General features: G+C 49.0%; 9 protein-coding genes. 7 read left to right on the top strand and 2 right to left on the bottom strand.

Annotated elements, in window-relative coordinates; all coding sequences use genetic code 11:
- The first annotated feature begins 122 nt into the window (after positions 1 to 122).
- Positions 123 to 1,964 (top strand): protein-disulfide reductase DsbD, encoded by a 1,842-nt coding sequence (locus tag ACF8CV_RS07230; protein WP_155007058.1) that lies wholly within the window; start codon positions 123 to 125, stop codon positions 1,962 to 1,964.
- Positions 1,965 to 2,158: 194 nt separating this feature from the next.
- Positions 2,159 to 2,788, top strand: coding sequence for a response regulator transcription factor (locus ACF8CV_RS07225; RefSeq protein WP_005465748.1), 630 nt, complete (start codon positions 2,159 to 2,161; stop codon positions 2,786 to 2,788).
- A gap of 3 nt (positions 2,789 to 2,791) precedes the next feature.
- Here the strand turns inward: ACF8CV_RS07225 and ACF8CV_RS07220 are convergent, their stop codons facing one another.
- Entirely contained in the window at positions 2,792 to 4,537 is a 1,746-nt protein-coding gene (locus ACF8CV_RS07220) for a potassium/proton antiporter (RefSeq protein ID WP_015297432.1), read from the bottom strand.
- Between the two features lie 446 nt (positions 4,538 to 4,983).
- Here ACF8CV_RS07220 and ACF8CV_RS07215 point away from each other — a divergent pair, with 446 nt between their 5' ends.
- The 5 genes from ACF8CV_RS07215 to ACF8CV_RS07195 all read left to right on the top strand — a co-directional run bounded on the left by ACF8CV_RS07215 (position 4,984) and on the right by ACF8CV_RS07195 (position 9,536).
- Complete coding sequence (locus tag ACF8CV_RS07215) at positions 4,984 to 5,247, top strand: DUF4212 domain-containing protein (protein ID WP_005458022.1); 264 nt, start codon at positions 4,984 to 4,986, stop codon at positions 5,245 to 5,247.
- Between the two features lie 12 nt (positions 5,248 to 5,259).
- Positions 5,260 to 6,987: a sodium:solute symporter family protein gene (locus ACF8CV_RS07210; RefSeq protein WP_005458020.1), complete on the top strand. Its 1,728-nt coding sequence runs from the start codon at positions 5,260 to 5,262 to the stop codon at positions 6,985 to 6,987.
- 108 nt (positions 6,988 to 7,095) lie between these two features.
- Positions 7,096 to 7,578, top strand: coding sequence for a hypothetical protein (locus tag ACF8CV_RS07205; protein ID WP_005458018.1), 483 nt, complete (start codon positions 7,096 to 7,098; stop codon positions 7,576 to 7,578).
- Positions 7,579 to 7,755: 177 nt separating this feature from the next.
- Positions 7,756 to 8,133: a hypothetical protein gene (locus ACF8CV_RS07200; protein WP_005458016.1), complete on the top strand. Its 378-nt coding sequence runs from the start codon at positions 7,756 to 7,758 to the stop codon at positions 8,131 to 8,133.
- Positions 8,134 to 8,150: 17 nt separating this feature from the next.
- Positions 8,151 to 9,536, top strand: coding sequence for a lyase family protein (locus ACF8CV_RS07195; protein ID WP_140306781.1), 1,386 nt, complete (start codon positions 8,151 to 8,153; stop codon positions 9,534 to 9,536).
- A gap of 87 nt (positions 9,537 to 9,623) precedes the next feature.
- On the opposite strand, the gene ACF8CV_RS07190 is transcribed toward ACF8CV_RS07195, so the two are convergent.
- On the bottom strand, positions 9,624 to 13,055 hold the full coding sequence (locus tag ACF8CV_RS07190) for a PAS domain-containing hybrid sensor histidine kinase/response regulator (protein ID WP_005458012.1): 3,432 nt from the start codon (positions 13,053 to 13,055) through the stop codon (positions 9,624 to 9,626).
- Between the last annotated feature and the right edge of the window lie 43 nt (positions 13,056 to 13,098).

Here is a 13,098-nt window from a genome sequence, read left to right as displayed (position 1 = left end):
TTTTCTTTTCTGCGCCTTGAGTATTGCTTAACAAATCTTCACTTGGATGAAACTTATTAACTCGCCTGCGGGTCTGATTGAGTTACACTAACGGCAATTATCTAAGATGAATTGAACCTTTTATGCGCGCATTACTTTCCGTTTTACTCTTAGGGCTCATTACCTTTTCCACTCCGTCTTTGGCTTTATTTGGCAAAGACCAGTTTAACAATAGCCAGAACAACAGCTTTGGTAGCAGCAACGACAGCTTTGTTCCGGTCGACCAAGCGTTCCCATTTAACTTCTACCAACAAGACGACAAGTTGATGCTCGATTGGCAGGTACGTGACGGCTACTATCTGTATCAAGAGCGCTTGTCTGTGTCTGGTGAAAACATCTCTCTTGGCGAACTGCAAATGGAAAACGGCACGCCACATAAAGATGAATTTTTCGGTGATGTGCATATCTACACCACGCCTTTATTTGTGAATGTACCGCTTGATGAGTGGCAAGAAGGCGCACGCGTAATCGTGCAATATCAAGGCTGTGCGAAGGCTGGATTCTGCTACCCGCCAGAAACTCGCATCATTCCAATAGACGCTTTTACGGCTTCCATTGCTGATTCCGCAGTTGCAACAAAACCAACGCAATCAACAGCAAACAACAACCAAACAAACGCGACATCACCAACGGCGAGCACGTCAGTGTCATCAAACAATGGTCCAGCACCAGTCACTGAGCAAGACAGCCTCGCGGCGAACCTTGCTGACAATTGGTGGACTCCGCTGCTGTTTTTAGCTCTTGGTGTAGGCTTAGCGTTTACGCCATGCGTTCTGCCAATGTACCCAATTTTGACCAGCATCGTACTTGGCAGCGGGAAACTCAGCCAACGCCGCGCTCTGGGTTTATCCCTAGTTTACGTGCAAGGCATGGCGCTGACTTACACTCTTCTCGGCTTAGTGGTGGCATCAGCAGGCATGCAGTTCCAAGCGGCGATGCAACACCCATATGTGTTGATTGGTTTGAGTATCTTATTCGTCACATTGGCACTTTCCATGTTTGGTGTGTACACCCTGCAATTGCCAAGCAGTGTACAAACGTGGCTAAACAACCTGAGCAACAAACAGCAAGGCGGCAGCAGCGCAGGCGTATTCGCGATGGGCGCGATCTCAGGTCTGGTGTGCTCACCGTGTACCACAGCACCTCTGTCGGGCGCACTACTCTACGTTGCACAAAGTGGTGACTTGCTGACTGGTGGTATTGCGCTTTACGCACTGGCGATGGGTATGGGTATTCCGCTGATTCTCGTGGCGGTATTTGGCAACAAACTGCTGCCAAAAGCCGGCGGTTGGATGGACCGCGTGAAAACACTATTTGGTTTCATTCTGCTGGCAGCACCAATCTTCTTGCTTGAGCGTATCTTGCCAGAAACGTGGTCGACGGCGTTGTGGTCTGCGCTCGGTATCGCGGCATTTGGTTGGTTGTATCACATCAAAAACAGCTTGGAGTTTGGTGGCTGGAAGCAAAGTGCAATAGGCATTAGTGCCGTCCTCGGTTTGTTCGCCTCTGCGCAACCAGCACTGAATTATTGGTTTGGCAATCACGAAACCCAAGCACAGCAAACAACGGTTAGCTTTACTCGCATTGCTAATGTGGCCGAGCTTGAAGAGCAACTGGCGCTGGCGAAAGCAGCAGGTAAACCAGTCATGCTCGACTTCTACGCCGACTGGTGTGTAGCGTGTAAAGAGTTTGAGAAGTACACCTTCCACGATCCAAAAGTCGAAGCCAAGCTGCAAGACTTCGTGTTGCTGCAAGCGGATGTCACCAAAAACCAAGTGCAAGATATTGAGCTACTCAAACACATGAACGTGCTGGGTTTGCCGACCATCGAATTCTGGGATGCGAAAGGCGAACACGTTTCAAACGCTCGTTTAACTGGCTTTATGCAAGCCGAGCCTTTCTTAGAGCACATTAATCGATTCTGATATCACATCATTCAAACGCCAGCGATTTTCGCTGGCGTTTTTTGTTGCACAGATTTGAATGAGAAAAATGCGGCTATATGCAATTTTCCTAATAAAAGTCGATTTGGTTCAGACTTTTAGCGAATAAATATTGTCCACCTTCTCAAAGCTGGACAATAATTCATTTAACGAAATAGTCAAAAGTGTTTAACGTCATGGATTCGACCTACACCATCATCATCGCCGATGATCACCCTCTCTTCCGTAATGCATTGTTCCAATCGGTACACATGGCTGTCAGTGGTGCCAATCTGCTTGAAGCAGACTCTCTTGATGCCCTGCTTGCATTACTCGCCAAAGAGGAAGAGCCGGATTTGGTGCTGTTGGATCTCAAAATGCCTGGGGCTAATGGAATGTCAGGGCTTATCCACTTAAGAGCGGAATACCCAGATTTGCCTATCGTCGTGGTATCCGCCAGCGAAGAGCCAACGGTGGTGAGTCAAGTGAAGAGCCATGGTGCGTTTGGCTTTATTCCGAAATCGAGTGATATGCGTGAACTGGTCAATGCACTCAACCAAGTGCTCAATGGCGACCCATACTTCCCTGAAGGGCTGATCACCAATAACGCTGCGTGTAATGATTTAGCAGAGAAGATTGCCGCGCTAACGCCACAGCAATACAAAGTGTTGGGGATGTTGTCTGATGGCTTGCTGAACAAACAAATCGCTTACGAGTTGAATGTATCAGAAGCCACCATCAAAGCACACATGACGGCGATTTTCCGCAAGCTCGGCGTGAAGAACCGCACGCAAGCCGTCATCATGTTAACGGAAATGAATGATTAGGACTTAGTCCTCCTCTTCCCCTTCCTCTTCTTCATTGGGTAAACGTAAACCAACCTTAGTCACTTGGTGATCCACCACGTCCGCGATTACCCATTGCAAACCTTGCCATTCAAACTGGTCGCCCAAAACAGGCGTGCTACCCAGCTGTTCTTCAACAATATTGCTCAAGGTTTTATCTTGCAGTTCATCGCCCAAATTCAAACCGTACATCATCGCCACGTCGGCCAGCTTCACTTCAATATCTAAGAAGAAATCACCAAAGAAACGAGTCAGAGAGGCTTTCTCCGGCGCTTCACTGAACAACAAGCTCAGTGCAGCTAAGTCTTTCTCTTGAGCCAATACACATAGGGTATCGTCTTCTTCCAACCTGGTACTGCCCGATGGGTGAAGCAGTTCTTGATTACGGAAAACAGCCGCAATGCGCGTGCCCTCAGGCATCGACAAACTGCGCAGCGGTTCGCCAATGCACCATTTATCCGCTTTCAATCGGTAGATAAACAGTTCCCACTCACTGGTTGGGTAAATCTCCACACCAGTGCGAGAGATTGGCTCGGGCTTTGGTGGCAACTCAACCTTGGCAAGCGACATCGCTTTGGTCAGCGTACCGCCCTGAACGATCAGCGATACCATCACCACGAAGAAGGCCAAGTTGAAGTACAGCTGCGCGTCTGGCAAACCAGCCATCATAGGGAATACCGCAAGAATGATTGGCACCGCGCCGCGCAAACCAACCCAAGAGACAAACCACTTTTCACGTGGCGTGAAACTCTTAAATGGCAGCAGTCCAATCCACACGGAAATAGGACGGGCAAACAAAATCATACCAAACGCAAGCGCCAAGCCTGGCACCGCAATACTCAGCAAGTTCGACGGCGTAACCAACAAACCAAGCACGAGGAACATGCCAATTTGCGCTAGCCACGTCATACCATCTAACACATGCAGAATCGAATGACGGCTGCGCGTTGGACGGTTACCCAGCAATAAGCCCACGAGGTAAATCGACAAAATACCGCTGCCGCCTAACGAGTTCGACAACGCGAAAATGATCAAGCCGCCGCTGACGGTCAAAATCGAGTACAAGCCATCCGGCAGTTGATTGCGATTGATGACTTTCCACAAGACCCAGCCACCAGCAAAACCAAGAAGCGCACCGATACCAAACTGCTTAACAAAACTGAGCGCTAAAAAGCCGGCGCTTAACTCCGTTCCCGTACTAGAAAGAATCGCAATTAACGTAACGGTCAAGAACACCGCCATTGGGTCGTTGGTGCCCGATTCAATTTCTAACGTCGAGCCAACACGTTCGTTCAGACTGCGCCCTTTCAATAAAGAGAAGACCGCGGCCGCATCCGTTGAACCGACAATCGCGCCAACCAAGATACCTTGCAATAAATCCAAATCGAACAACCAGGTCGCCATCAAGCCAGTTAACAATGTCGTGATGGCTACGCCTATGGTTGCCAACGACACCGAAGGCCACAAGGCGACCCGAAAACTGGCGACTCGCGTTCGCATCCCGCCATCCAAAAGAATGATGGCGAGCGCTAAGTTACTGACTAAATAAGCGATGGAATAATTATCAAATAAGATTCCGCCAAGGCCATCTTCCCCAGCCAACATACCTACCGCAAGAAATACGAGAAGGATTGGAATCCCCAATTTTGAGGACACGGGGCTTAAAAGAACGCTCAGTGCAATCAGTAATGCACCAATCAGAAAAAAGCTGTTAATGGTGTCTGCGTCCATTCTCACCCTCCCTAAATGAAAAGCTACAAACAATCTCAACGAGTAAGCATATAAGTTCCTAAATCACCTCAACTTTAAGATGTAAGCGTGATGAGTTAAGCACAGGCTTTATTGTGCCTCAAAACCGAGCTCCGGTACGAAAACTTTATGTAAACAAATCACTTGAGAAGGTTGAATCTAGGTATAGATTCGGTGAAATCAATGAAGAAAAGATTAACCAATGCAACATATTGAAAATTTTATGCATCAAATCATTAGACCTTAGGCTAATTTAACACCTTTTTAACATCATCAAATCTTATCGATTTCGCCATAAACGCCCATTATTCGGTCGTTTTTCCTTTTTTACGCCCCGACTAAAGTTGAAAAGAGTTATTGCCAACACCTTGCTAATGTACATTGTGAAACATTTTTTTAACAACAATACCAATCGTAAGGAGACGGCAATGGCATTTGAAAGCGAAGAAAGAGCCAAAGCCTATTGGGACAAAAACGTGAAGCTCATGATCGGTCTAATGGTCATCTGGTTCGTCGTGTCTTTCGGCTGCGGCATTTTATTTGTCGACGTACTTAATCAATTTCAATTAGGTGGATACAAACTTGGTTTCTGGTTTGCTCAGCAGGGCTCCATCTATGCCTTCCTAGGTATTATTTTCTACTACGCGTGGAGAATGCGCCAAATCGACCGTGAATTCGGCGTGGATGAGTAAGGAGTCACTCAGATGGATTTGAAAACTATCACTTATCTGGTTGTTGGTGCGACGTTTGTCCTCTACATCGGTATTGCGATTTGGGCACGCGCTGGATCAACCAAAGAGTTCTACGTCGCGGGCGGTGGTGTAAACCCTATCGCTAACGGCATGGCAACCGCAGCAGACTGGATGTCTGCGGCATCGTTTATCTCGATGGCGGGTCTGATTGCCTTTATGGGTTACGGCGGCAGCGTATTCCTAATGGGCTGGACTGGTGGTTACGTGCTGCTTGCACTGTTGCTTGCCCCTTACCTACGTAAGTTCGGTAAATTTACCGTGCCTGAGTTTGTCGGCGAGCGTTTCTACTCCAAGACAGCGCGTATCGTAGCCGTAGTGTGTCTGATCATCGCGTCGGTCACTTATGTTATCGGTCAGATGAAAGGCGTTGGCGTTGCGTTTGGTCGCTTCCTTGAGGTGGATTACTCAACCGGTCTACTGATTGGTATGTGTATCGTATTCATGTACGCCGTTCTTGGTGGCATGAAAGGCATCACTTACACGCAGATTGCTCAGTATTGCGTACTCATTTTGGCTTACACTATTCCTGCAATCTTTATCTCTCTGCAGCTTACCGGCAATCCAATTCCACAAATAGGGCTCGGCAGTACCATGGCCGGCACCGATGTCTATCTGTTAGATCGGCTAGACCAAGTGGTGACGGAGCTCGGCTTTAGTGAATACACCACTCAAGTCCGCGGTGACACGCTAAACATGTTCGTTTACACCATGTCACTGATGATCGGTACTGCGGGTCTGCCACACGTAATCATCCGTTTCTTCACTGTACCGAAGGTGCGTGATGCTCGTACCTCTGCAGGTTGGGCACTTGTGTTCATCGCTATCCTATACACAACGGCTCCAGCAGTATCAGCAATGGCACGTCTAAACCTAATGGATACCGTTAACCCAGCGCCGGGCCAACACTTGGCTTATGACGAACGTCCGACTTGGTTCAAAAACTGGGAGAAAACGGGTCTGCTTGGCTTTGATGATAAGAACGGTGATGGCAACATCAACTACACATCAGATGCTGCAACTAACGAACTGAAAGTTGATAACGACATCATGGTACTGGCTAACCCTGAGATCGCGAAACTACCTAACTGGGTTATCGCACTGGTCGCAGCGGGCGGTCTAGCCGCCGCACTATCAACCGCAGCGGGTCTATTGCTGGCGATTTCGTCCGCGATTTCCCACGACTTAATCAAAGGGGTAATTAATCCGAATATCTCAGAGAAGAAAGAGCTGCTTGCGAGTCGAATCTCGATGGCGGTGGCCATTGCAGTCGCAGGTTACTTGGGTCTGCATCCACCGGGCTTCGCGGCAGGTACGGTAGCACTAGCCTTCGGTCTGGCGGCGTCCTCCATCTTCCCGGCTCTGATGATGGGTATCTTCAGTAAGAACATCAACAAAGAAGGTGCTATCGCGGGTATGATTGCAGGTATCAGTATCACTCTGTTCTACGTGTTCCAACACAAAGGTATCCTATTCATCGCAGATTGGACTTACCTAGAAAGCTGGGGCAGCAACTGGTTCCTAGGTATTGAGCCAAACGCATTTGGTGCGATTGGTGCCTTATTCAACTTCATCGTCGCGTTCGCTGTATCGAAAGTAACAGCAGAAACACCACAAGAAGTGAAAGACCTAGTCGAACACGTTCGCGTACCGGTAGGTGCTGGTAGCGCAGTGGATCACTAAAATATAACCAAAACCACAAAAGCCCCGTTTGGAACCTGCCGTCCGGGGCTTTTTTATTCTCACTTTTCAGTTACCATATTCGCAGTATGTCGTTGCAAGGAAGCCAAGATGTTCAAAAACAAGCACTTTATTCTCGCCCTGTTAATCGCGCCCATCCTTTCTATCATTGCCTACTTTGGTACCGATATGGCACTGAGCGAAAAGCCTCATGCCGCTAAAGAAGGGGAAACTTACAAGCTCGCGAGTAAGTCCAACTGCCGTTACACCAGTGGCCTATGTGACATGGAAAATGGCGATTTTAAAGTTAAGTTCCGTTCTGAAAAACTGACAAAAGATAGCCTAGAACTGTCTCTCAACGCTGCCTATCCGCTGGAAGGCGTCAAGCTGTCCGTAGTCGATGACCAACAACAGAACGCTCAACCGATTGATATGACACGCGCCGATCAAGCTGGCCAAAACTGGTACATCACTCTGCCAAAGCCAACCTCCGCAGAGAGCTGGTTGCGAGTCGTTATCCAAGCCGAAGGCACGCTTTACTACGGCGAAACACAAACAGCATTTGTGAAATACGAAACCTTGTTTACTGAGTAACATTACGCTGCTTATCCTTCTAAACAACGGATAAACTTTGCTGCGGGATGAAAACCCAACCATTTCTGCCGATGCGACTGCGTCGGCTTTTTTATATCTAGCCTTGCTGAAAATAGAGGGTTGCTAATTTATTCTTAATTGATAATAATTATCATTATCTAATTTATTGAGGCAGATATGAAACGCAGAAAGGACATATTCAACGCCTTCTTCAAAGCGCAAGATCGCTTCCAACTTGCCGCGCCAAGTGGCTTTGAGCCCGACGTCATTCATGACTATATTCATTGGGGTATGGTGTTGTCATCCAGCTATGAACATGAAGCAGAAGACGAAAACTTACTCTTGTGCGAACTGTTTTTACGCCAAGTGTATTTCCACCTTCTCGAAGCGATTCAAGACCCAACTCGCACTCGTACATTTCGCCGGGTCTGCCTTGATTCGGTTCACACACCCTTATTCTGCCTCAAACGTTACTACTATCAGTTTGAACATGGCGACGTAAAGTTTCTCCAATTACAACAACAATTACGCCTCATTCAGACTTCTCTTGATTAAACGAAAGGAACCCTACTATGACCACCGAATTTCGTATTGAAACCGACAGCATGGGCGAAGTAAAAGTCCCGGCGAATGCCTTGTATCAAGCGCAAACTCAGCGCGCTATCAATAACTTTGCATTCAGCCAGCACACCATGCCAAGCGGCTTCATCCAAGCTTTAGCCCACATCAAACAGACGGCAGCACTGACCAACGCACAACTAGGGTTACTGGAAGGTGATATCGCTAATGCGATTGCAGAGGCTGCGCAAGCCATTATTGACGGCCAACATCTCGATCAGTTCCCTATCGACCTGTTCCAAACCGGTTCTGGGACAAGCTCCAACATGAACGCCAATGAAGTGATTGCCACGCTCGCGTCTGAATTGCTTGGCGGCAACGTCAACCCGAATGACCACGTTAACATGGGTCAAAGCAGTAACGATGTGGTGCCGACGGCGATTCAAGTCAGCTCAGCACTTGCTATTGAACACAAGTTGTTGCCTGCACTGGCTCATCTTAGCCAAAGCCTAGAAACCAAGAAGCAAGCTTTGCAAGGTGTGGTAAAAACAGGCCGAACTCATTTGATGGACGCCATGCCAATCACTTTCGCGCAAGAGCTGGGCGGCTGGCAATTCCAGATTGAACACGCTAAACAAGCCATTGAACAAACACTGCCGATGGTGAAAGCCCTTGCTCAAGGCGGCACTGCCGTTGGCACAGGGATCAACGCCGATCCGCGTTTTGCCTCTCTGTTTGCAGACAACCTCACTCAGTCCACTCGAGTCACCTTTACTTCAAGCGACAATTTCTTTTTCAACCTCAGCAGCCAGGATGCGATCGTCGCACTGTCCGGACAGCTCAAAACAGCAGCAATTGCGATCATGAAGATCGCAAACGATCTTCGTTGGATGAACTCTGGCCCATTGGCTGGCTTGGGTGAAATCGAACTGCAAGGCTTACAGCCGGGTTCATCAATCATGCCGGGCAAAGTAAACCCGGTTATCCCTGAAGCCGCAGCCATGGCGTCAGCGCAAGTGATTGGCAACGACGCAACCATCACCATCGCGGGTCAGTCTGGTAACTTCCAGTTGAATGTTATGCTACCTGTGATTGCACATAATATTATGGAGAGCATTGAGCTCGTTGCGAACAGTGCGACCGCCCTTGCCGATAAGGCGATTGCGACCTTTGACGTTCGACAAGATAACCTCGATATTGCTTTGGCCAAGAATCCGATTTTAGTCACCGCACTAAACCCGGTGATCGGGTATTTGAAAGCGGCAGAAGTCGCGAAAAAAGCCTACAAACAAGGACGAGCCATCATTGATGTGGCCGAAGAGGAAACGGATTTAGACCGCGAAACGCTTGAAAGGCTGCTTAATCCAGCCAAATTGACTCAAGGTGGCGTGGCTGAGTAAAGCACTGCTTTGAATATCTGCAGAATACAAAGAGACCTCTCATCGGAGGTCTCTTACTATCTGGCTCATGCGCTCAACTTACCTAAGCTACGCGACTCGATTGAGCACCGAGCGCAATTTGAGTGGCTTAACTGGTTTGGCAATAAAGCTGAAACCGTTCGCTTTGATGCCTTCCATCATATCGTCAGTACGGTCAGCACTGATGATCACCCCTTCAAAACGATTCCCCAGACGCAAACGACACTGTTGCAACACTTCTAACCCCGTACGTCCATTATCCAATCGATAATCAGAAAAAATGACGTCTGGCACCCAATCGCCTTCGAGCGCTTGTAAACTTTCGACGAGATCCGTCGCAACACGTATGTCGCACCCCCAACGAGAGAGAAGATTTTCCATTCCGACCAAAATGTCAGGTTCGTTATCGACACACAAAATTCGCAAGTGGCACAACTCAGATTGAGGACTGGTCTCGACTTTCGCAGGGTGTGGCTGAACGTGATGAGCCTTATCCAAGGTTATCGAGAACACGCTGCCTTTGCCAAACCACGAACGCATTGAAATTTCGTGTCCCAACACCTGCGCAATCCCTTTGGAAATCGCCAAGCCTAATCCCAAGCCTTGATCGGAGCGCACTTGCGTTCCGCGATTAAACTCTTCGAAGATTTCCTGCTGTTTTTCTTCCTCGATGCCCATGCCGTTATCCCACACATCAATGCGCACACGCCCTTGAACTCGGCGCACTCCCAGCGCAACTTTACCATTTGGGCTGTAACGGAAGGCATTGGTGAGGAAATTCTGCACCACACGACGCAGTAATTTAGGGTCCGATTTCACCATGAGAGAAGATGGGATCATAGTGAACTCGATCCCCTGTTGTTTGGCCAATGCGCTAAATTCCGCATTGAGGTTCGCCAAAACATCGTTGACCGCGAAGCCATGAACATTGACTTCCAACTTACCCGATTCCAAACGCGAAATATCCAGCAAATCTCCGATCAAATCTTCCGCCGCGCCTAACGCACTTTCGATGTGTGCCGACAACTTGCGAGTTTCGCTGTCTTTGGCTACTTCAGAAAGTGAAGACGCAAACAAACGGGCGGCATTGAGCGGCTGCATCAAGTCGTGACTCACGGCCGCTAAAAAACGCGATTTCGATTTCGATTCCAAATCCGAACGCTGCGTCGCTGCCACCAACTGTTTGTTGAGTTGCTCCAACTCTCTAGTGCGCGCGCGCACTCGTTCTTCTAACGTTTCATTGGCGTCTTTCAGCGCTTGCTCGGCATCGCGGAATACGGTGATGTCCGTAAAGCTCATTACAAAACCACCGCCGGGCATCGGGTTACCCTGCACTTCAATCACTCGTCCATCAGGGCGCACACGGGAAGAGGTATGTCGCGTGCCTTGCTCAAGATGATACACGCGGCGGCGTACGTGGTCTTCTGGATCGCCGGGGCCACACAAACCTTGCTCAGCATTGTGGCGAATCACATCAGCAATCGGTCGGCCAACTTGAATTAATCCGGGTGGGAATACAAACAGCTCTAGGTAACGCTGGTTCCACGCCACCAGCCGCAGTTGTTTGTCGACCACCGCAATCCCTTGGCCGATATGTTCTATCGCCCCTTGGAGTAACCCGCGGCTAAAGTCGTACAGCTCGGATGCTTCATCAACAATGGTTGCGACTTCTTCAAGCTGCATATTTCTGCCTTGCAACGCAGAAGTAAGTACTAACTTAGCGGAAGAGGCACCAAACACCCCAGCCAATACGCGTTCAGTGTGACGAATCAACGAAGACGGCGCTTGTTGGTTCGGTAACAACTCCTCTCGCTGCTGACTCCAATAGGCTTGGAAAGCCACTTTCACCCGAGTGCGACCAACAAAGCGTGAGGCAAGCATTTCCAGCTCAGCCACGGTAACACGACTTTGATACAAGCTGATGTTTTCGCTTTCAGGCAGCGGTGTTCCGACAAAAGACGCCGACTGTAAGCGCTCACTTAGGCTTGGACGCGTCGCCAGAGACACCGCGACAAAACACACCGCGTTCGCCACCACACTCATGATCATGCCCCAATCCGAAATCGCAATGTCGAAGCTCGACAGCATCTCTGGCGGCGTAATTAACCAAATCAAAAAGTTGTTGCTGGCATTACCAGCCAACATGTCGGTTTGGCTCATTAAGGTAATCAACCAAATCGTAAAACCGACCGCGAGGCCAACATAAACGCCTTTCTTGTTACCCTGACGCCAATACATACCGCCAATCAATGCAGGAGCAAACTGGGTAATGGCTGCAAACGAGAGAAAACCTATCGCAGAGAGTGAGTGGATACTATCTAAAGCCTGATAAAATCCCCATGCACCAATCAACAAAATCAGAATTAGAGCGCGGCGAATACGCAGCAAAAGCTCAGAAAAGTGGTGATGGTTGCGCTGCGCCAAGCGCATTCGGCGTAATATCAGCGGCATCACTAAGTCGTTCGATACCATGATCGCCAAAGCAATGGTTGAAACAATCACCATACCGCTCGCCGCCGAAGTACCGCCCAAAAACGCCAGTAACGCAATCTCGCTTGCCCCCACCGCCATCGGCACACTGATCACGTAAGTATCGGCAGATGTTCCGCTCAATAACCCTTGCCCGACCCACGCGATTGGCAACACAAATACGCCCATCAAAATCAGATACAGCGGGAACAACCAACGCGCGACATGCAAGTCTTGCGCACGTTCATTTTCCACCACCATGGTGTGGAACTGACGCGGCAAACAGACAATCGCCAACATGGTCAGCACAGTATGAATCAATAAGGTTGGAATGTTTGGTGACTGGTAGGTTTCAGAAGCCACTTCAATCAGACTCAAGTTTTCCGTGCTCATCGCCAGCCAGACAATGAAAATCCCCACCACCAAAAACGCCAGCAATTTGATGATGGATTCGAACGCGATCGCCATCATCATCCCACGGTGATGCTCGGTGTTATCAATATGGCGAGTACCAAACAACATGGTAAAAATGGCCAGTGCCACCACCACAAACCAAGACACGCTGTCATTCTGATAACCAAAATCGGTCGCCAATTCCGGGGCGATGATCTCCAACCCCATGGTGATGCCACGCAGCTGCAAGGCGATGTAAGGTAAGATCCCCGCCACCGCAATCAATGTGACGACCACCGCCAAACCTTGCGATTTTCCGTAACGGGCACCAATAAAATCAGCGATGGAAGTGATGTGTTCGCGCTTCGCGATCAGAATGAGTCGAGCCAGAACCCGCCATCCGATGGTAAACACCAAAATCGGCGCGATATAGATGGGCAAGAAAGACCAAGGATTGCTGCTCGCCTGTCCGACCGTGCCGTAGAAGGTCCACGAGGTACAGTACACCGCAATCGAGAGGCTATAAATCCACGGTCGCCAACGGGCGAGCCAGCGCTTCTGTATGTCTCCGTACCACGCGATTATAAATAGGGCTCCCAAGTACGCCAAAGAAACGGGAACCACCAGCCATCCTTGCATCCGATATCCTTTCTAGCTTTTCTTACAGAAAATAAAAAACCTC

It is taken from the genome of Vibrio sp. zbq_1 (genome assembly GCF_043102935.1).
In the GTDB taxonomy this organism is placed as follows: domain Bacteria; phylum Pseudomonadota; class Gammaproteobacteria; order Enterobacterales; family Vibrionaceae; genus Vibrio; species Vibrio parahaemolyticus.
This window is presented reverse-complemented; position numbering and strand designations above follow the sequence as displayed.

Excerpts from the sequence above, each read along its gene's own strand:
- ACF8CV_RS07230 (WP_155007058.1), top strand. The coding sequence starts at position 123 with ATGCGCGCATTACTTTCCGTTTTACTCTTAGGGCTCATTACCTTTTCC.
- ACF8CV_RS07225 (WP_005465748.1), top strand. The coding sequence starts at position 2,159 with ATGGATTCGACCTACACCATCATCATCGCCGATGATCACCCTCTCTTC.
- ACF8CV_RS07220 (WP_015297432.1), bottom strand. The coding sequence starts at position 4,537 with ATGGACGCAGACACCATTAACAGCTTTTTTCTGATTGGTGCATTACTG.
- ACF8CV_RS07215 (WP_005458022.1), top strand. The coding sequence starts at position 4,984 with ATGGCATTTGAAAGCGAAGAAAGAGCCAAAGCCTATTGGGACAAAAAC.
- ACF8CV_RS07210 (WP_005458020.1), top strand. The coding sequence starts at position 5,260 with ATGGATTTGAAAACTATCACTTATCTGGTTGTTGGTGCGACGTTTGTC.
- ACF8CV_RS07205 (WP_005458018.1), top strand. The coding sequence starts at position 7,096 with ATGTTCAAAAACAAGCACTTTATTCTCGCCCTGTTAATCGCGCCCATC.
- ACF8CV_RS07200 (WP_005458016.1), top strand. The coding sequence starts at position 7,756 with ATGAAACGCAGAAAGGACATATTCAACGCCTTCTTCAAAGCGCAAGAT.
- ACF8CV_RS07195 (WP_140306781.1), top strand. The coding sequence starts at position 8,151 with ATGACCACCGAATTTCGTATTGAAACCGACAGCATGGGCGAAGTAAAA.
- ACF8CV_RS07190 (WP_005458012.1), bottom strand. The coding sequence starts at position 13,055 with ATGCAAGGATGGCTGGTGGTTCCCGTTTCTTTGGCGTACTTGGGAGCC.